Below are 16,860 nucleotides of genomic sequence, written 5' to 3' on the forward strand. Positions count from 1 at the left end.
GGCCGTGCCCGGATCACGACCGTGCGAAGCCTTCGGCAACGGGCGTCGCGCCGCGCTGCGGCCGACCCGACCGCTCTACCCCCACCTGACCGGCGGGCCGCGGCCGCGGTGCCGCGCGGAGTCCCGATAGCACCCGCGGTGCCGGCACGGCGAAGCCGGACCTCGCCACGATCGCCGCTGCCGCACCAACGGCCGCGCGGATCCTCACAACAGCCGCGCAGCGACCACGCCGGAGGTCCGCGACGGCCGTGCGGCGACTACGCGGATCCTTCCGACAGCCGCGCGGATCTCCGCAGCAGCCACGCGGCAACCACACGGAAGACCCGCGACAGCCGCGCGGCAACCCAGCGGATCTTCGCAGCAGCCACGCGGCAACCGCACGGCAGACCCGCAGCAGCCGCGCGGCAACCACACGGAAGACCCGCGACAGCCGCGCGGCGACCGCGCGGAAGGCCCGCGACCGCCGGTGGCCCGGGTCGGAAGACCCCGGCCACCGGCCGTCGGTGCGGAGCCGTGCGGTCAGTCGATGTCGGCGGTGGGCCGGGAGCGCAGCAGCGTCCAGGTGATCGCCAGCGTGACGAGGGCGATGACGGCGCAGGCGATGAAACCGGCCCGGTAGCCGCCCTCGTCGCCGGTCGCGATGGTGGAGAAGGACGCGATCACGGTGACCACCACGGCCACGCCGAAGCCGCCGCCGGACTGCAGCGCCGCGGTGTTCAGGCCGGACGCCAGGCCGGCGTGCGCGCGCTGCACGCCGGCCAGCGCGGCCGTGGCGGCGGCGACCGTGGCGACGCCCATGCCCGCGCCGAAGACGGCCAGTCCGGCGAACGTATCGAGCCGCCACTGCCCGGCCGCCACCGTGATCAGCAGCAGCAGCGCACCGGCGGCCATCGCCACCATGCCGGCGCCGGCGACCGCCCGCACACCCCAGCGGGTCACCAGCGCATGCCCGGCGTACGCGCCGATCGTGGCGCTGAGCGGCATCACCACCTGGCGCAGGCCGAAGTCCCAGGCGGACAGGCCGAGGAACGTCTGCGCGTACTGGCTCATCGTGACGGACAGGCCGAACGGCAGCATGCCGACCGCGAGCATCGCCAGGTTGCCGCCGACCAGCGAGCGGGAGCGGAACAGGTGCAGCGGTACCAGCGGCGCCTTCGACCGGCTCTCGATCGCGACGAACGCCGCGAGCAGCACGATCGCGCCGGCCAACAGCGCGAGCGTGCGGGTGCTCAGCCACCCGGCGGTCGGCACCAGCACGATGGCGTAGAGCAGCAGCACCAGCGCGCCGGTGCTGGTCGCGGCGCCGGCCAGGTCGAACGTGCGCGGCTGGTCGCGGTCGCGGCTCTCCGGCAGCAGCACCGGCGCGAGCACCAGCATGATGAGCGCGACCGGCACGTTGACCAGGAACACCCACTGCCAGCCCAGCTCGGTCAGCGCGCCGCCGGCGAGCAGGCCGGTGACCGCGCCGAAGCTGGCGATGCCGGCCCAGCCGGCCAGCGCCTTGTGCCGGTCCGGGCCGTCCGGGAACGCGTCGGTCAGGATGGCCAGCGCGGTCGGCGCCATCAGCGCCGCGGACACGCCGTGCAGCGCGCGGGCCGCGATCAGCACGCCCGCGCTCCAGGCGAAGCCGGACAGCAGCGAGATGGCCAGGAACAGAGCGGTGCCGACCAGGAACATCCGGCGGCGGCCGAGCAGGTCCGCCGCGCGGCCGCCGAGCAGCAGCAGGCCACCGAACGCGAGCAGGTTCGCGCTCAGCACCCACTGCGCGGAGGCCGGCGACATGGCCAGGTCCGCGCTGATCGCGGGCAGCGCGAGGATGACGATCTGCGAGTCGAGAATGATCATGAAGTTGGCGGCGCAGAGCAGGACGAGTGCCGCCCAGCGGCGCGGGTGCGGCACGGCGAGCGGTGGAGGGCCCAGGGACGAAGCGACCATGTCTGTCCTTATGCCGGAGGAGTGCCAGCGACTCCCGTCGATTCCGGAAGTTCGATCACGCATGGTGGCACGCGTCACCGGGACGGTCTTCTTCCAAAGTGCGCTGTTGCGATACCGCATTCCGGAAGATGCCGCCGGCCGGCCGGCGGCGGCAGCGTGGTCGGCGACGCCGTCGAAAGGACGACCATGGCTCACACGACCGTGATCCGGTACACCACCCGGCCCGAGGCCGCGGACCTGAACGCGCGGCTGGTGGAGGAGGTCTTCGCCGAGATCAGCGCGGCCGCGCCGGACGGGCTGCGGTACACCACCTACCGGCTCGGTGACGGGACCGAGTTCATCCACGTGCTGGTCAGCGAGGGAGAGGGCAATCCGCTGGGCGCGTTCCCCGCGTTCCGGCGATTCCAGGAGGGCATCGGCGAGCGGTGCGCCGACGGGCCGCGATTCAGTCCGGCCGCGGTGGTCGGCGCGTACGGCCGCTGACACGCCGCCGCCCCGGGGAGGCTCCCCGGGGCGGCGGTACGGCGACGGTCAGCCGGCGTGCACCGGCTGGGCGAGCCAGGACGGCCCCGGCTGCGGACGGCGGATCGCGTGGCGCAGCACCCGGGCCATCATGGCCGGCCGCATCAGCGCGGACGGCGGGTCGAGCAGGCCGGCCACTCGCATGAAACCCTCGGTGACCTTGGCGTCCTTGGTGGCCGCGTACTGCAGCCGGGCCATGTAGGCGTTCCCGATCCGTACCTTCATCGGCCGTGGTCCTTCCACCCCGGGGAAGTCCAGGTCGCCGGTGACCGAGACCTCCCACGGCGTGTCGATGATCCGGGCCGCCTCGGCGAAGTAGGCGGCCGCGTCCGGCACGGTCCCGCGGCGCAGCGCGTCCCGCAGCGCGATCGCCTCCATCGCCGCGACCGTCATGCCCTGGCCGTACACCGGGTTGAAGCTGCACAGCGCGTCGCCGATCAGCAGATAGTGCTCCGGGAACCGGCTGAGCCGCTCGTACCGTCGCCGGACACTGACCGGGAAGCGGAACGTGACCGGGTCGGTGAGCGGCTGCGCGCCGCGGACCGCCCGGTAGACGTCCGGGATCGGCAGCGTGCGAGCGAACTCCAGGAAGCCGTCCTCGTCGGTGGGCGGGTGGTCGCCGAGGATGCCGGTCAGCGACAGGTTGATCACGCCGGGGCCGATGGTGCCGAAGAACGCGCCGCGTGGGTGGGCCGGTGACGCGACCGGGTTGATCGAGTAGACGCCCTCGCCGAGCATGCCCGGTTCCATCCGGTAGTGCCGCGTGGTGTACGCCAGCCCGATCTTGACCTTGTCCTCCGCCGGCTTCGGATAGCCCAGCTCGGCCAGCCACGCCGGGGTGCGCGAGCCCCGCCCGGTCGCGTCCACGACCAGGTCCGCGTCGTAGACCCGCTCCTGGTCCGGCGCGTCGTGCGGCACCACCCGCGCGCCGAGGATCCGGCGGCCCTCCGCGTCGGCCACGATCCCGGCGATGTCGTGCCGCTCCAGGAACGTCACGTTCGGCAGCGCGGCCACCCGGGCGCGGATGTGCGCCTCCAGCATCGGCCGCGGCGCCATCACCGATCGCAGGCCGGTGCGGGCGATCCGGGCCGGGCGGCCGTTCAGGTACCAGCGCATCTCACCCAGGTCGCAGCTCGGGATGCCGGCGCCGGTCAGCCCGTCGGTCAGGCCCGGGAACAGCTCCTCCAGGATCAGGTGCCCGCGGGCGTGCAGCGCGTGGGCGTGCACGGCGTGCGGCGCGCCCCGGCGCGTCCCGGTCACCCCGAGCACCGTGTCCCGGTCGACGACCAGCACCTCGTCGTAGGACTCCGACAGCACCCGGGCGGCGAGGATGCCGCCCATGCTGCCGCCCAGCACCAGGGCCCGCTTGCCGACCCGACTGTCCATTGCGGTCTCCCGTTCTCGTGGGGTACGCCGGTCACGCATCGGCGAGCAGCCGGGCGAAGGCGCGGACGTCGTCGACGAACAGGTCCGGTTCCTCCATCGCGGCGAAGTGCCCACCGTGGTCGTACTCGGTCCAGTGCACGATCCGCGGCAGGTCCCGCTCGGCGAACCGGCGGATGGCCACGAACGCCGCGTGCGGGAAGACCGCCACCCCGACCGGCACCGGTACGGCCGGGTAGCGCCCGGTCAGCGCGTTGATCGGCAGCTGCTCGGCGCTCTCGTAGTACATCTGGTTGGACGAGCCGGCCGTACCGGTCAGCCAGAAGATCGTGGCGATGGTCAGCATCAGGTCCCGGTCGATCGCCTCCTCCGGCACCTTCACCGCGTCGGTCCAGTCCATGAACTTCTCGACGATGTACGCGAGCTGGCCCACCGGCGAGTCGGTGAGCGCGTACGCGACGGTGTGCGGCCGGGTGGAGTGCAGCTTCATCGTGCCGGACAGGTGGTCGAGGAAGCGCTGCGAGTGCGCCATCCGCGCCTGGTCCTGCTCGCTGAGCCCGATCAGGTCCGCCGGGTCGTCACTCGGCGTGGTGGTCAGCATGTTCAGGTGCACGCCGCTGACGTGCTCCGGGTCGACCAGCCCGACCAGCAGCGAGACCGGAGCGCCGAAGTCACCGCCCTGCGCGATGTACCGCTCGTAGCCCAGCCGGCTCATCAGCTCCGCCCAGGCCGAGGCGACCCGCAGCAGCGTCCAGCCGGTGCCCGGGTGCGGCCCGGAGAACCCGTAGCCGGGCATCGACGCGAGCACCACGTGGAACGCGTCGGCCGGATCGCCGCCGTGCGCGCGCGGGTCGGTCAGCGGCCCGATCACGTCCAGGAACTCCGCGACCGAGCCCGGCCAGCCGTGCGTGATCAGCAGCGCCCGTGCTCCCGGCTCCGGCGACCGGGCGTGCAGGAAGTAGACGGTAGCGCCGTCGATCTCCGTGGTGAACTGCGGATACGCGTTCAGCCGGGCCTCGGCGGCACGCCAGTCGTACTCGGTCGCCCAGTATTCCGCGAGTTCCTTGAGATAGGCGGTCGGCACGCCCCGGTCCCACCCGGTCTCCGGCAGGTTCTCCGGCCAGCGGGTGCCGGCGATACGACGCTTGAGGTCGTCCAGCTCCGCCTGCGGCGTCTCGATCCTGAAAGCTCTCACAACGGCTCCTCACCTCGGGCCCGCAGCTCCCGGCCGGCCTCCCTGGGCGCGATCTGGCATCGACACTAGGTGCGGCCCCGGCGGCCCTCATCTTCGTGAGTGCCGACCCTTCCGGCCCGCGCCGGGCGCTACGCTCACGGCCGGTTCGGAACAGACCGGGAAACAGACCGGGAAACAGACCGGGAAAACAGACCGGGAAAACAGACCGGGGAAACAGGAGACGCAGCATGGGCACGTGGGACGTCGGCCCGTTCGACAACGACACCGCCGCGGACTGGTGCGCCCATCTGGACGAGGCGGCACCGGAGCACCGCATGGCGCTGATCCGGGAGGCGCTGATCCGGGTCGCCGAACGCGGAGCGGACTTCGTCGACAGCCGTGAGGCGGAGCAGGCGCTCGCCGCCGCGGCCGTCGTCGCGTCCGCGCTGCCGGACGGCGCCGCGATCGACAGCCCCTACGCGCCGGGCTTTGTGACGGAGGGCGGCCGGGTCGAGGTGGCCGGGGACGTGCCGGCGATCGCGGTGCGGGCCCTCGACCGGATCGTCGGCGACGACTCGGAATGGCGCGAACTGTGGGAGGAGACCGAGGAGTCGACGTACGCGCAGGCGCTCGCGTCGGTGCGGGCCCTCCGCGACGTCCTCGCCCACCCGGCCGGCCGGTGAGCCGGACGCCGTCGCCGATGCCGGGCCGGCGGGGTTGCCGCCGGCTCCTAGGATGGTCGCGCTGACGGGGAGGGCCAGGATGAGCGAGCTACGGCCGGAGATCGATCTTGCGGAGCTGCTGGAGCGGGCACGCGCTCAGGTGGCGGCGGCGCAGCCGCCGGTGCCCCGGCCGGCGCTCGACGACCCGCACGCCACGGGCGTGGGGATGGCGGCCGACGGGCTGATCCGCGCGCAGATGGGCGCGGACGGGCGGCTGGTCGGGTTGTCGCTGGACGAGCGCACCGCGTCGCTGCCGCGGCACGAGCTGCAGCAGGAGATCATCGAGGCCGTCAACGCGGCGTGGGCGTCGCTGCGCGGAGCCGGCGAGGCGGAGGCAGCGGTGTCCGCGATCGACCCGGCGGCGCTGGCGGCGCGGCTGGCCGAGGTGCAGGAGCAGGGCATGCGGTCGATGCACCGGATCACCGAAGGGCTGGCGGACGCCATGCGGCAGATCGAACGGCAGACCCGCCGGTGAGCGGCTTCGAGGTGGATCCCGAGTCGCTGCGCCGCGCGGACGACCGGATCGGGTCGGTCTTCTCGGCCGCACTGTCCGACTTCGAGCGGATGGAGACGGAGCTGGCCGGCGCGGACGCGCCGTGGGGCGGCGACGACCTCGGCTCGATCATCGGCGAGATCTACACCGGCGCGTACGCGATGGCCATGAACTGCCTGTTCTCGAACCTGGACACGATGGGCGCCTACAGCGACCGGCTGGCCGTGGCGGCGGACGCCTACGACGCGGCCGAGGAGGAGATCTCCCAGCAGTTCGGGCAGATCGGGACGACGCTCGACGCGCGCGGTACCTGAGGACGGATGCCGGGCCTGCCGGCGACACGGGGAGGGGGAGCCGCTGTGGGCCTGCAACTGCCCGGCGAGCTGATCGACGTTTTGGGGATGCTGGGTTTCACCTGGCCGGAGGCGGACGAGGAGCGGCTGTTCGAGCTGGGTCAGTCGTGGCTCGCGGCGGCCGGCACGATCGGTTCGCACGTCACGGCCGCGGACGGTGCCGCCGCGACGGCATGGCAGAGCAACCGCGGGGAGACGATCACCGCGTTCCAGACCGCGTGGACGGCCGAGGACGGCCCGTCGGCCCGTCTGCAGAACGCGCAGACCGGCGCGCAGATCATCGGCGCCGGCCTGATGGTGTGCGCCGGTGTCGTCCTCGCACTGAAGATCAACGTGATCGTGCAGCTGACGATCCTCGCGGTCCAGATCGCCCAGGCCGTCGCGACCGCGGTCGTCACGTTCGGCGCGTCGTTGCTGGAGATACCGATCTTCAAGATATTGACCCAGCTCGTGCTCGACCAGTTGCTGGGCATGGCCGTCGACGCGGTGCTCAATGGCTAGGCCCGGCAAGAGCACGGGCAAGGGGAAGGTCGCCGGCGCCGCGGCCAAGGGGGTCATGAAGGCACTCGACGGCGTGCTCGAGGACGGCAAGAAGCTGGCCGACGACGCCGTGGACGCGGCGAGACGGGGCCGCGGCGGCAAGCCGGCGGCGACCGCACCGGTCAGTGGTGCGCAGGCACCGAAGAAACCGAAGAAGCCGCTCCCGCCGGAGGTGCTGGAGAACTTCAACCGGGGCAACCAGTTCAACAAGGACCGGGAGCCGTACTACACCGCCCGGGGTGGCGGCAACGAGCTCACGCTCGACAACGGCAAGCGCGTCGACTCGTACATCCCGGACGAGGAGATCGTCTCGCGGAAGCACACGCAGCTGGACAAGGTGAAGGAGGAGACCGCGGTCGGCTACCTGCGCGAACTGGACAGCAAGTACAGCACCGACGCGACGGTCAAGGACACCGAGCACGCGCGCAGCCAGATCGGCGACGCGGCCGGGAAGAAGCTCTCCGGTGATCCGATCCTCGAGGTGCCGCCGCAGGACGACCCGGTACCACCGGCGGTGATATCCGCGGCCGACGACCTCGGCATCACGATCCGTGACTCGAACGGTCACTCGTACAATTAGCGCGTCTGGGAGGAGTGGCATGTCCGAGCCGACAGGTCCGGTGGCGTACTGCCGCCGGTGGAACTTCAAGAAGAACAAGCCGATCGACCCGATGACGGCCGAGCAGGCCGCCGCCCGAGACCGGACCGGCGAGCTGTACTCCGTCACGCTCAGCGACACCGCCGAGGACATCATCCCGGAGGCGGTCATCGAGCGGGAGAACGGCCACGCGCGCGTGTGGTTCTTCGACGAGGTCGGCCGGCAGTCGCTGAGCTACTCGTTCCGCCCGCACGGCGACCGCCTCTTCCTGCACAACATCACCTCCTGGGAGTACCCGGACGACGAGGCCCGCGGCCTGTCCAGCTCCATCAAGATCGACAACTTCGAGTACCAGGAGACCGGCGTCGTCAGCCGCACCACCACCGACAAGGCCGCCGGCGAGCGCCTGCTCGACGAACGCACCGACGTGGACGTCACCCACCACTGGGAGCCGGCACCCACGTTCGGCGACTGGGGCTCCATCTCCCGCTGGAGCCGCGTGACACCGGTCTCCTGACCGAGGGGTGGCCCGGGCCGGTCAGTACGTCGCGCGGCCACCGCTGATGTCGTAGACCGCACCGGTGGAGAAGCTGACCAGGTCGGACGTGAGCCAGGCGATCAGCTCGGCGACCTCCTCCGGCCGGCCGACGCGGCGCATCGGGATCAGGCCGGTGATGTGGGCCAGCGCGTCCGGGGCGGTGTGCGCGTTCATCGGGGTCTCGATGACCGCCGGGGCGATCGCGTTGACCAGGACTCCGCTGGTCGCCAGCTCCTTGCCGAGGGACTTGGTGAGTGCGATGACCGCGGCCTTGGACGCGGAGTAGGGCGACATGTTCGGGTTGCCGTCCTTGCCGGCCATGCTGGCGATGTTGACGATGCGTCCCCAGCCGCGCTCGCGCATGCCGGGCACGAACGCACGGCAGGTGTTGACCGTGCCGTGCACGTTGACCGCGAACGTGCGGTCCCAGCCGTCCCGGCCGATCTCCCACAGCGGCGCGTTCGGCCCGACGATGCCGGCCGAGTTGACCAGGATGTCGACCGGCCCGATCCGGCCGGCGGCGGCGTCGACGGCCGCGGTGTCGCTGACGTCGACGCGCACGTCGGCACCGTCGGCCACATCCAGCGTGATCACCCGGATGCCGTCCGCGGCCAGCCGGGCCGCGGTCGCGGCGCCGAGGCCGCTGAGACCGCCGGTGACGAGCGCGGTGCGGGGCATGGCGTTCCTCCGTCCGTACGACGCCCGGCAGACCCGGCCGCCGGCGGTGGCCACCGCGCGGGCGGGCGGGGGTCAGTGGGATTCGCGGGAGACCTGGTCGCCGCTGGAGCCGAGCAGGAAGTCGCAGTCGGCACCGGTGTCGGCCTGGCCGACCGTGTCGACGTAGAGGCGTTCCCAGCCGCGGGCCGGGGCCGCGAACGCCTTGACCATCTCCGGCGCGGGGTCACGGATGGCCAGCTCGATGTCGGGGATGTCGACGTCGAGCCGCCGGTTCTCCACGTCCAGGATGATCATGTCGCCGGTGCGGACCTTGCCGAGCGGGCCACCGGCGGCCGCCTCCGGGGTGACGTGCAGGACCACGGTGCCGTACGCGGTGCCGCTCATCCGGCCGTCGCAGATGCGCACCATGTCGCGTACCCCCTGGGCGAGCAGTTTCGCGGGCAGCGGCATGTTGGACACCTCCGGCATGCCCGGGTAGCCCTTCGGCCCGCAGCCGCGCAGGATCAGCACCGAGTCGGCGGTGACGTCGAGGTCCGGGTCGTCGAGGCGGGCGTGCACGTCCTCGATCGAGTCGAAGACGACGGCCGGGCCGCGGTGGCGCAGCAGGTGCGGCGACGCGGCCGCCGGTTTGATCACGGCGCCGCCGGGGGCGAGATTGCCGCGGAGCACCGCGATGCCCGCGTGCGGTTGCAGCGGCGCCTCCCGCGGGCGGATCACCTCGCGGTCGTAGACGAGCGGCGTGCCGAGGTGCTCGACCAGCGGCCGGCCGGTGACCGTGAGCGCGGCCGGGTCGAGCAGGTCACGGACCTCGGCGAGGACCGCGTGCAGGCCACCGGCCCGATACAGGTCGTCCATCAGGAACCGGCCGGCCGGCTGCAGGTCGACGAGCAACGGCACACCCGCGCCGGTACGGTCGAAGTCGTCCTGGGCGAGCGGCACACCGAGCCGGCCGGCGATCGCCAGCAGGTGCACGACCGCGTTGGTGGAGCCGCCGAGCGCCGCCAGCGCCACGATCGCGTTGAGGAACGAGCCGCGGCTCAGCACCGTGCTCGGCCGCCGGCCGGTGTCGGCCAGCTCGACCGCGAGCTCGCCGGTCGCGTGCGCGGCCTCGAGCAGCCGCGAGTCCGGCGCCGGGGTGCCGGCGATGCCGGGCAGCGTCATGCCGAGGACTTCGGCGAGCAGACCCATCGTGGACGCCGTACCCATGGTGTTGCAATGCCCTTTGCTCCTGATCATCGACCCCTCGGAGCGCTGGAACTCGGCCGCGGACAGCGTGCCCGCGCGGACCTCCTCGCTGAGCTTCCACACGTCGGTGCCGCAGCCGAGCGGGACGCCACGGAACGTGCCGGTGAGCATCGGCCCGCCGGGGACCACGACCGCGGGCAGATCGACCGAGGCCGCGCCCATCAGCAGCGCCGGGATGGTCTTGTCGCAGCCGCCGAGCAGCACCACCGCGTCGATCGGGTTGGCGCGCAGCATCTCCTCGATCGCCATCGCGGCCATGTTGCGCCACAGCATCGCGGTCGGCCGGACCTGCGTCTCCCCCAGCGACACCACCGGCAGGTTCAGCGGGATGCCACCGGCCCGGTGGATGCCGTCGGCGACGCTGCGGGCCACCTCGTTCAGGTGCGCGTTGCACGGGGTGAGGTCGGAGGCGGTGTTCGCGATCGCGATGTGCGGGCGGCCGTCGAACGCGTCCGCGGGCAGGCCGCGACGCATCCAGGCCCGATGGATGTAGCTGTTGCGGACGTCGCCCGAGTACCACTGCGCGCTGCGCCGAGCCTGCATGCGATGACCCCTCGCGATCTAGATCATTCGATGGAATCGTGCTCGCATGGTAGGCACGCCGAGCCCCGGATGCCCAGCCCGCCGGCCGGCCCGCACCGCACCGGCCACCGCGACGGTCCATGTCGGAGCCCGCGGTGCGACCGGTCACGGCATGCTGCCACCCGCCGGCACCGGGGCGAAACCTGACGTTGCTAACCTCGGGCGTCGATGGCTGCGGAGGTCGTGCGGTGGACGGAGGCGCGGCGTTGCGGGCCCTGCGGGTCGGGGCCGGGCTGACGATCGACGGGCTTGCGGCGCGGTCCGGGGTGAGCGCGCGGACGATCGGCGGCATCGAGCGTGGCCGGATCCGGCGCCCGCAGGACGGCACGATCGGTGCGCTCGCCGGCGGCCTGCGTCTCGGGCCGGCCGGCGGTGCCCGGCTCCGGGCCGCGTTGCATGCCGAGTCCGCCGCCGCGGGGCTCCCCCGGTCGACGCCGTGCTTCACCGGCCGTACGGCGGATCTCGACTGGCTCGCCGCCGCGATCGGCAGCGGACGGCCGGTGCAGATCGCCGGTCTTCCCGGCGTCGGCAAGACCGCACTGGCGCTCCGGGCCGCCGCTCGGTCGGCCGCGGACTTCCCGCACGGGGTCCGGCTGGCCGACCTCGGCGGGCACCGGCCGCCCGGCCCGGCGGAGGCGGCCCGGCGGGTGGCGCGGGCGCTCAGCGGTGGCACGGACGCGGGCGGTCACGGCCCTCGGCGCCGCGTGCTGCTGATCGTGGACGGAGTGAGCGATCCCGGTCAGGTGGCGGCGCTGCTGCCCGCGGCCGGGCCGGCGGTGACGGTGATGACCTGCGCCCACCGGATCCCGCTGCCCGGCGTGCGGAGCCGGGTGCTGGCGCCGCTGCCCGCCGACGACAGCCGGCTGGCCCTGGACCGGATGACCGGCGGGACGGTCCCGGACCGGGTGGTGGGCGACCTGGCGCGGCTCTGTCACGGGTTGCCGCTGGCGCTGCGGGCGGTCGCGAACCGGCTGCTCACCCGGGGACGGTGGCCGGTCGAGCGGATCGCCGACCGGCTGATGCGGCCGGGCCGGCTGCTGGACGAGCTGGCGGCCGGGGATCTGTCCGTCCGGGCCACGTTCCACCGCGGCTGTCTGCAGCTGCCCGGACCGGCCCGGCACGCGCTCCGGACGCTGGCCCGGGACGCGCCGCCGGCGGCGGCCCTGGCCGAGCTGGCCCGCTGCGGCTGGGTGCCGCCACCGGCCACTGGCGCATACGACGTCCACCCGCTCCTGCGCGCCTTCGCCGCGACGATCTGAGCCCGGCACCGGCAACCGGCGGACACGATGCGTCCCGTAGCGACTGTCGAGCCCGGCAGCCGCAGCCGCCGAAACGACGCTCCCCGATGGCGACGATCCGAGCCGGCGCCGCCACCCGGGAACACGGCACTCACCCGGCACCGCACGCGTCAGCCGCGACCGTCCGAGTCCGGCGCCAGCGCGGTCTCGGCCCGCGCCGCCGTCTGCGGATCACCCAGCTCGCGCGCCACGACCGCCGCCGCCATCAGATGCTCCGCCGCCTCCGCGGCACCGCCGGTGTGCCGCAGTGCCGTGGCCAGTCCGATCCGGACGCTCGGCTCCTGGCTGCGCAGCCCGCAGGCGCGCACCCCGGCCAGCGCCTCCCGGTACGCCGCCACGCTCTCCGCCCAGCGTGCCGCGGCCGCGAGCGTGATGCCGATGCTGCGGCAGGTCATCGCGTCGGAGTAGGCGCGGGCCAGGCCGGCGATCGGCGTCGCCGGGTCCCGCAGCAGCCGCAGCGTCGCCCGGTGCACCCGCAGGGCCTCCGTGGTCCGGCCGAGCGCGTGCAGCGAGGCACCGAGACCGCGCATGGCCTGCGGCAGGCCTTCGTGGTCACCGGCCCGGCGGAACAGGACCCAGGCGCGCTGCCGCAGCCGCGCGGCCGGCCGGTGCTCGCCCAGGCCGGTATGGGCCGACGCGGCGTAGACCAGCGCCCAGCCCTGCTGCGCCAGGTCGCCTGCGGTCTCCGCGCGGCGCATCGCCTCGGTCGCGGTGCCGAGGCTGGCCGGGTAGTCGGCGTCGCAGAGCGCCTGCGCCCAGGACAGGTAGTTCAGGTGCACGGCCTGTGCGGCGGCGTCGTCGGCGCGGAGCGCGGCTTCGGCGCCGAGCCGGAACACCTCCGGCCAGATGCCGAGCTGCAGCCGCTGGTCGGAGAACCAGTGCAGCGCGTCGGCCGTGGCCATGACGAGTGCGTCCAGGCCGGTCTCCGCACCGGCCCGCAGCGCGGGCACCCAGTTGTCGAGTTCCGCGTCGAGCCACGCGCGGGCTCGCGCGGCGTCGCCGTGCACCGGGAACGCCGTACCGTGTTCCAGTGGTGGCCCGCCCGGTTCGAACCACCGCCCGGCCCGGACCGTGGTGGTCAGCAGCCAGCGGGTGAGGCGGTCACCGAGGGCACGCCCGCCGTCCGGCTCGTCACGGCGCAGCCGGGTCGCGGCGAACGCCCGGATGAGGTCGTGCAGACCGTAGCGGTCCGGCGGGCGCGGGGTGAGCAGACCGCACTCGACCAGCGCGTCCAGGTGCTCCTCGGCCTGGACCGGCCCGGTGCCGCAGAGCACCGCGGCCAGGTCGGCAGTGAAGTCCGGGCCGGGGACGAGCGCCAGCCGGCGCAGCGTACGCCGACCGGACGGCGGCAGTGCCCGGTACGACACGGTGAGCGCGGTGGCCAGCCCGGCGGTGCCGCCGTCGAGCACGGCGATCCGGTCCTGTGCCCGGGCCAGCCGCTCGCTGAGGACCGGCACGGTCAGGCCCGGCTCGTCGCGCAGGCGCCGGCCCACGATCCGGAGCGCGAGCGGCAGGTGCCCGCAGTGCGCCGCGAGCGCCGCGACCTGGTCCGCGTCGCGGCCCGGCGGCGTGCTGCCGACCGCGTGCAGCAGCGCGGCCGCGTCCCCGGCCGGCAGCGGGTCCTGGGGCAGCCAGCGCACCGCCTCCAGCCCGCTCAGCGAGCGCCGGCCGGTGATCAGCACCAGGCCGGGTCCGTCGCCCGGCAGCAGCGGCCGGATCTGCTCCTCGGTGCCGGCGTTGTCCAGGACCAGCAGGACCCGCCGGTGGGTGAGCAGGCGGCGGAAGAGGCGGGCCCGTTCGGCGGTGTCGGCCGGGATCCTGGTCTCCGCCACGCCGAGCGCCAGCAGAAGCCGGTGCAGCGTCTCCGCGGGCGCGGCCGGGTATCGCCGGGTGCCGCGGAGGTCGGCGAAGAACCGCCCGTCCGGGTAGTCCGCCGCGAGTACGTGCGCCACGTGCAACGCGATCGCGGTCTTGCCGACGCCCGGCGGGCCGGAGATCACCGCGACGGCGACCGGACCGGTGGGCACGCCGGACGACGGGCCGGTCAGGGCCCGGATCGCGGCCACCGTATCCCGGCGGCCGGTGAAGTGCGCCGGCGGGTCCGGCATCGGGCACGGACCGGGCGGCGTGCGGCCGGCATCCGCCAGCCGCCGCACCAGATCGCGATCCGCGCCGCGCAGCGCGAGCGCGTCGAGCAGCGCGATCAGGGTGCGCCGCTGCGGCCGGCGCACCCGGTCCCGTTCCAGGTCGCTGACCGCCCGGGCGCTGACACCGGCCCGGCCGGCCAGCTCCTCGATGGTCAGTCCGGCGCCGGACCGGTGCGCACGCAACACACCGCCGAGGCTGAGGTCCCCCACGGGCACATCCTCGCCCGGCTGTGTATCGGCTGCGTCACACACCATCGGCCGCCGTGCTGAGCTGCGGCGACGCGGGCCGGAATTTCTTGCCTGCGATTCTGCCTGGAGCCCCGGACCGCCCGTCGCTCTACTCGGTGCCGAGTGGCCACCCCGGCCACCGGACCGACGGCGAAAGGAACCCCTGTGATCGTCACCCGGATCGTCGCGCTGTGCGCGCTCGTCATCGGCGGGCTGCTGGTGACCGCCTCGCCCGCGGCGGCGTACACGCTCGTCGGAAGATTCCAGAGCCACCAGTCCGGTCTGTGCCTGGACAGCGGCTTCCCGGCCCCGGGCAGCGTCTTCGGGTCGGTGTACACGCTGCCGTGCCAGAGCGGCAACAACTACCAGACCTGGGAGGTGTACGGCCCGAAGGGCAAGTCCCGGTTCGGGTACGAGCTCGCGCAGATCAAGAACCGGGCCACCGGCATGTGCCTGAACATGGACGAGTACGGCGGACCCCGGCTGTACACCCACGCCTGCTCGAACGGCCAGCCGCCGGACACGGACGTGCTGGAGGGCGTGGGCTCGAACTGGCAGCACGTGACGCTGCGCCAGGAGTTCTACGAGGGCCGGCTGATCTGCCTCGACACCCACGGCTCCGCCGCCCGGGACGCGTACGCCCGGGCCTGCAACTACGGCTCCTACCAGGTCTGGCGCCTGCTCATCTGAGTCGCGCACCGTGGGGGCCCGGGCGGCCGGGCTCCCACGGTCCGACACCCAAACACATTGACCCATATCGAATTCTCTGGGCAGCCTTCCAGGAAAGTTTGCGGAGGTTCCGGTGAATTTCCGGTAGGCGAGGAGCGGTCGATGGCGGAGCTGGCGCTGCTGGGAGCGGAACTCGTCGCCGTGTCCGTGCTGGTGCTGGCGCTCTACTTCCCGCGGCACCGGCGCAAGGACCTGGTCGTCGCGTACTTCGGTGTCAACGGCGGCGACCTGATCAACGACTCCACCGTGGTGGACGTGCGGTACTCGGCCACCGCCCTGAGGGCCACCGGGGCCGCGAGGACACCGGCCACCGCCGGATCGGGCCGGTGAGCCCACCGGCCGGGCCGGCCGGCCCGGAGGACCGCGCCGCGCGGCTGAGCCGGACCGACCGAACGTACGTCGTCCCGGCCGGTCACGTCGGCCGGCTCGGGCATCTTCCGGTCGCCGTCTTCGCGTACGCCACCGGGCTCGCGGCGCCGCGTGCGGACCTGCCTGATCGGCAGCGGCGCCGCCACCGCGCCCGCGGTCACCTGCACACCGGCATGATCACGGGTGCGACCGATCCGCGGCGTACGACGTCTACCGGGACGTGAGACTCCTCAGAAGACTCGTCCCTGTCCTCGCGGCGGCATCCCTGCTCGCCGTCACGCCGGCCGGCGCACCGAGCGCGCAGGCCGGCACCGACCCGGTCGCCGTGGCCGCCTACGACCTCGGCGACCAGGCGTTCACCGACCCGGCCGACTGGGCGGGCGGCACCTCCGAACTGCGCGCCGTCATCCACTACCCACGCGCCGCCTCCGGCCCGCTGCCGGTCGTGATGCTGCTGCACGGCCAGCAGCTGGCCTGCCACTCCGCCGACGAGAACGACTGGGACAGCTGGCCGTGCCCGGACGGGGTGCGGCCCTACCCGAGCTACCGCGGCTACGACTACCTCGGCCGGGCGCTGGCCGCCGACGGTTTCGTGGTCGTGTCGCTCAGCGCGAGCGGGCTCAACCACCACATGGGCGTCGCGCCGCAGCGCGGACGGCTGATCAACCGGCACCTGGACATGCTCCGCCGGCTGACCACGACCGGCGGCGGCCCGCTCGCCGGCCGGGTCACCGACCTGACCAGCGGGAAGCCGGTGAACCTGCGCGGCCGGCTCGACCTGACCCGGGTCGGCACGATGGGCCACTCGGTCGGCGGCGAGGGAGTCATGTACCAGGCCGCGGACGGCAACCGCGGCGAACTGCCCGCGGGCGTCCGGATCCGCGGCGTGGTCTCGCTCGCCTCTCCCGGCCCGAGCGGCTTCTACGACACCCGGGTGACCGGCGTGCCGATCGCGGTCGTCTCGGCCGGCTGCTGGGGTCTCGGCGGCGAGGAGTACGCCGAGGGCGCGGGCGTGCACGGCTTCCGCCTGCGGGTGACGAAGGGCAACCACAACTTCTACAACACCGAGTGGACGACCGGCCCCGGTCCGGTCGACGGCGACGACACCGACTGCCCCGCCGAGACCGGCCGGCCGACCGCGGCGCAGCAGCAGGCACTGGCGGTCACCTACCTGCGCGCGTTCTACGGTTACGCGCTCAACGGCGACCGCTCCGGCCTGCCGGTGCTGACCGGCGCCCGGCCGTTCCCGGGCGTGACGACCGAGGCCGTCCGCTTCTGACCGGCAGACAGCGACGGTGGTGGATGTGCGGGGAATGTGCGGGCCGT

The 16,860-nt window shown here is 73.6% G+C and carries 18 protein-coding genes; 12 read left to right on the forward strand and 6 right to left on the reverse strand.

What is annotated here, in order from left to right; genetic code table 11:
• Positions 1-519: 519 nt before the first annotated feature.
• On the reverse strand, positions 520-1,935 hold the full coding sequence (locus J2S42_RS05435) for an MFS transporter (protein ID WP_307235816.1): 1,416 nt from the start codon (positions 1,933-1,935) through the stop codon (positions 520-522).
• Positions 1,936-2,121: 186 nt separating this feature from the next.
• Between J2S42_RS05435 and J2S42_RS05440 the strand changes: the two genes are divergently transcribed.
• Positions 2,122-2,418, forward strand: coding sequence for a hypothetical protein (locus J2S42_RS05440; RefSeq protein WP_307235818.1), 297 nt, complete (start codon positions 2,122-2,124; stop codon positions 2,416-2,418).
• A gap of 48 nt (positions 2,419-2,466) precedes the next feature.
• Here J2S42_RS05440 and J2S42_RS05445 read toward each other — a convergent pair whose 3' ends face one another.
• Both J2S42_RS05445 and J2S42_RS05450 read right to left on the reverse strand, forming a co-directional pair.
• Positions 2,467-3,843 (reverse strand): NAD(P)/FAD-dependent oxidoreductase, encoded by a 1,377-nt coding sequence (locus J2S42_RS05445; protein WP_307235820.1) that lies wholly within the window; start codon positions 3,841-3,843, stop codon positions 2,467-2,469.
• Between the two features lie 31 nt (positions 3,844-3,874).
• The gene (locus J2S42_RS05450; protein WP_307235822.1) at positions 3,875-5,035 is read right to left on the reverse strand and encodes an epoxide hydrolase family protein; all 1,161 of its coding nucleotides are present in this window, start codon (positions 5,033-5,035) and stop codon (positions 3,875-3,877) included.
• A 227-nt stretch (positions 5,036-5,262) separates the two neighbouring features.
• Between J2S42_RS05450 and J2S42_RS05455 the strand changes: the two genes are divergently transcribed.
• The 6 genes from J2S42_RS05455 to J2S42_RS05480 all read left to right on the forward strand — a co-directional run bounded on the left by J2S42_RS05455 (position 5,263) and on the right by J2S42_RS05480 (position 8,237).
• Positions 5,263-5,697 carry a DUF4259 domain-containing protein gene (locus tag J2S42_RS05455; RefSeq protein WP_307235824.1) on the forward strand — a complete coding sequence of 145 codons (435 nt, stop codon included), beginning with the start codon at positions 5,263-5,265 and terminating at the stop codon, positions 5,695-5,697.
• Between the two features lie 79 nt (positions 5,698-5,776).
• Positions 5,777-6,211 (forward strand): YbaB/EbfC family nucleoid-associated protein, encoded by a 435-nt coding sequence (locus J2S42_RS05460; RefSeq protein ID WP_307235826.1) that lies wholly within the window; start codon positions 5,777-5,779, stop codon positions 6,209-6,211.
• Positions 6,208-6,543 carry a hypothetical protein gene (locus J2S42_RS05465; protein ID WP_307235828.1) on the forward strand — a complete coding sequence of 112 codons (336 nt, stop codon included), beginning with the start codon at positions 6,208-6,210 and terminating at the stop codon, positions 6,541-6,543. The genes J2S42_RS05460 and J2S42_RS05465 overlap by 4 nt, the downstream gene beginning before the upstream one ends.
• A 45-nt stretch (positions 6,544-6,588) precedes the next feature.
• Positions 6,589-7,083: a WXG100-like domain-containing protein gene (locus J2S42_RS05470; protein WP_307235830.1), complete on the forward strand. Its 495-nt coding sequence runs from the start codon at positions 6,589-6,591 to the stop codon at positions 7,081-7,083.
• 55 nt (positions 7,084-7,138) lie between these two features.
• Positions 7,139-7,702, forward strand: a complete 564-nt coding sequence (locus J2S42_RS05475; protein WP_307235832.1) for a hypothetical protein — start codon at positions 7,139-7,141, stop codon at positions 7,700-7,702.
• A gap of 19 nt (positions 7,703-7,721) precedes the next feature.
• Positions 7,722-8,237 (forward strand): hypothetical protein, encoded by a 516-nt coding sequence (locus tag J2S42_RS05480; RefSeq protein ID WP_307235834.1) that lies wholly within the window; start codon positions 7,722-7,724, stop codon positions 8,235-8,237.
• A gap of 21 nt (positions 8,238-8,258) precedes the next feature.
• Here J2S42_RS05480 and J2S42_RS05485 read toward each other — a convergent pair whose 3' ends face one another.
• Together J2S42_RS05485 and J2S42_RS05490 are read right to left on the reverse strand one after the other, a co-directional pair.
• Positions 8,259-8,936, reverse strand: coding sequence for an SDR family oxidoreductase (locus J2S42_RS05485; RefSeq protein WP_307235836.1), 678 nt, complete (start codon positions 8,934-8,936; stop codon positions 8,259-8,261).
• A 72-nt stretch (positions 8,937-9,008) separates the two neighbouring features.
• On the reverse strand, positions 9,009-10,724 hold the full coding sequence (locus J2S42_RS05490; protein WP_307235837.1) for a dihydroxy-acid dehydratase: 1,716 nt from the start codon (positions 10,722-10,724) through the stop codon (positions 9,009-9,011).
• Between the two features lie 227 nt (positions 10,725-10,951).
• Between J2S42_RS05490 and J2S42_RS05495 the strand changes: the two genes are divergently transcribed.
• Positions 10,952-12,022, forward strand: coding sequence for a helix-turn-helix domain-containing protein (locus J2S42_RS05495; protein ID WP_307235839.1), 1,071 nt, complete (start codon positions 10,952-10,954; stop codon positions 12,020-12,022).
• Between the two features lie 149 nt (positions 12,023-12,171).
• Here the strand turns inward: J2S42_RS05495 and J2S42_RS05500 are convergent, their stop codons facing one another.
• Complete coding sequence (locus tag J2S42_RS05500; protein ID WP_307235841.1) at positions 12,172-14,418, reverse strand: ATP-binding protein; 2,247 nt, start codon at positions 14,416-14,418, stop codon at positions 12,172-12,174.
• Positions 14,419-14,601: 183 nt separating this feature from the next.
• Between J2S42_RS05500 and J2S42_RS05505 the strand changes: the two genes are divergently transcribed.
• From J2S42_RS05505 to J2S42_RS05520, 4 genes are all read left to right on the forward strand, one after another.
• On the forward strand, positions 14,602-15,126 hold the full coding sequence (locus J2S42_RS05505; protein ID WP_307235842.1) for an RICIN domain-containing protein: 525 nt from the start codon (positions 14,602-14,604) through the stop codon (positions 15,124-15,126).
• 141 nt (positions 15,127-15,267) lie between these two features.
• On the forward strand, positions 15,268-15,495 hold the full coding sequence (locus J2S42_RS05510) for a hypothetical protein (protein WP_307235844.1): 228 nt from the start codon (positions 15,268-15,270) through the stop codon (positions 15,493-15,495).
• The gene (locus J2S42_RS05515; RefSeq protein ID WP_307235846.1) at positions 15,492-15,758 is read left to right on the forward strand and encodes a hypothetical protein; all 267 of its coding nucleotides are present in this window, start codon (positions 15,492-15,494) and stop codon (positions 15,756-15,758) included. Before J2S42_RS05510 ends, J2S42_RS05515 begins: the two co-directional genes overlap by 4 nt.
• Positions 15,755-16,813, forward strand: coding sequence for an alpha/beta hydrolase (locus J2S42_RS05520; protein WP_307235848.1), 1,059 nt, complete (start codon positions 15,755-15,757; stop codon positions 16,811-16,813). Before J2S42_RS05515 ends, J2S42_RS05520 begins: the two co-directional genes overlap by 4 nt.
• Positions 16,814-16,860: the final 47 nt, after the last annotated feature.

Source organism: Catenuloplanes indicus, assembly GCF_030813715.1.
GTDB classification, from domain to species: Bacteria; Actinomycetota; Actinomycetes; order Mycobacteriales; family Micromonosporaceae; genus Catenuloplanes; species Catenuloplanes indicus.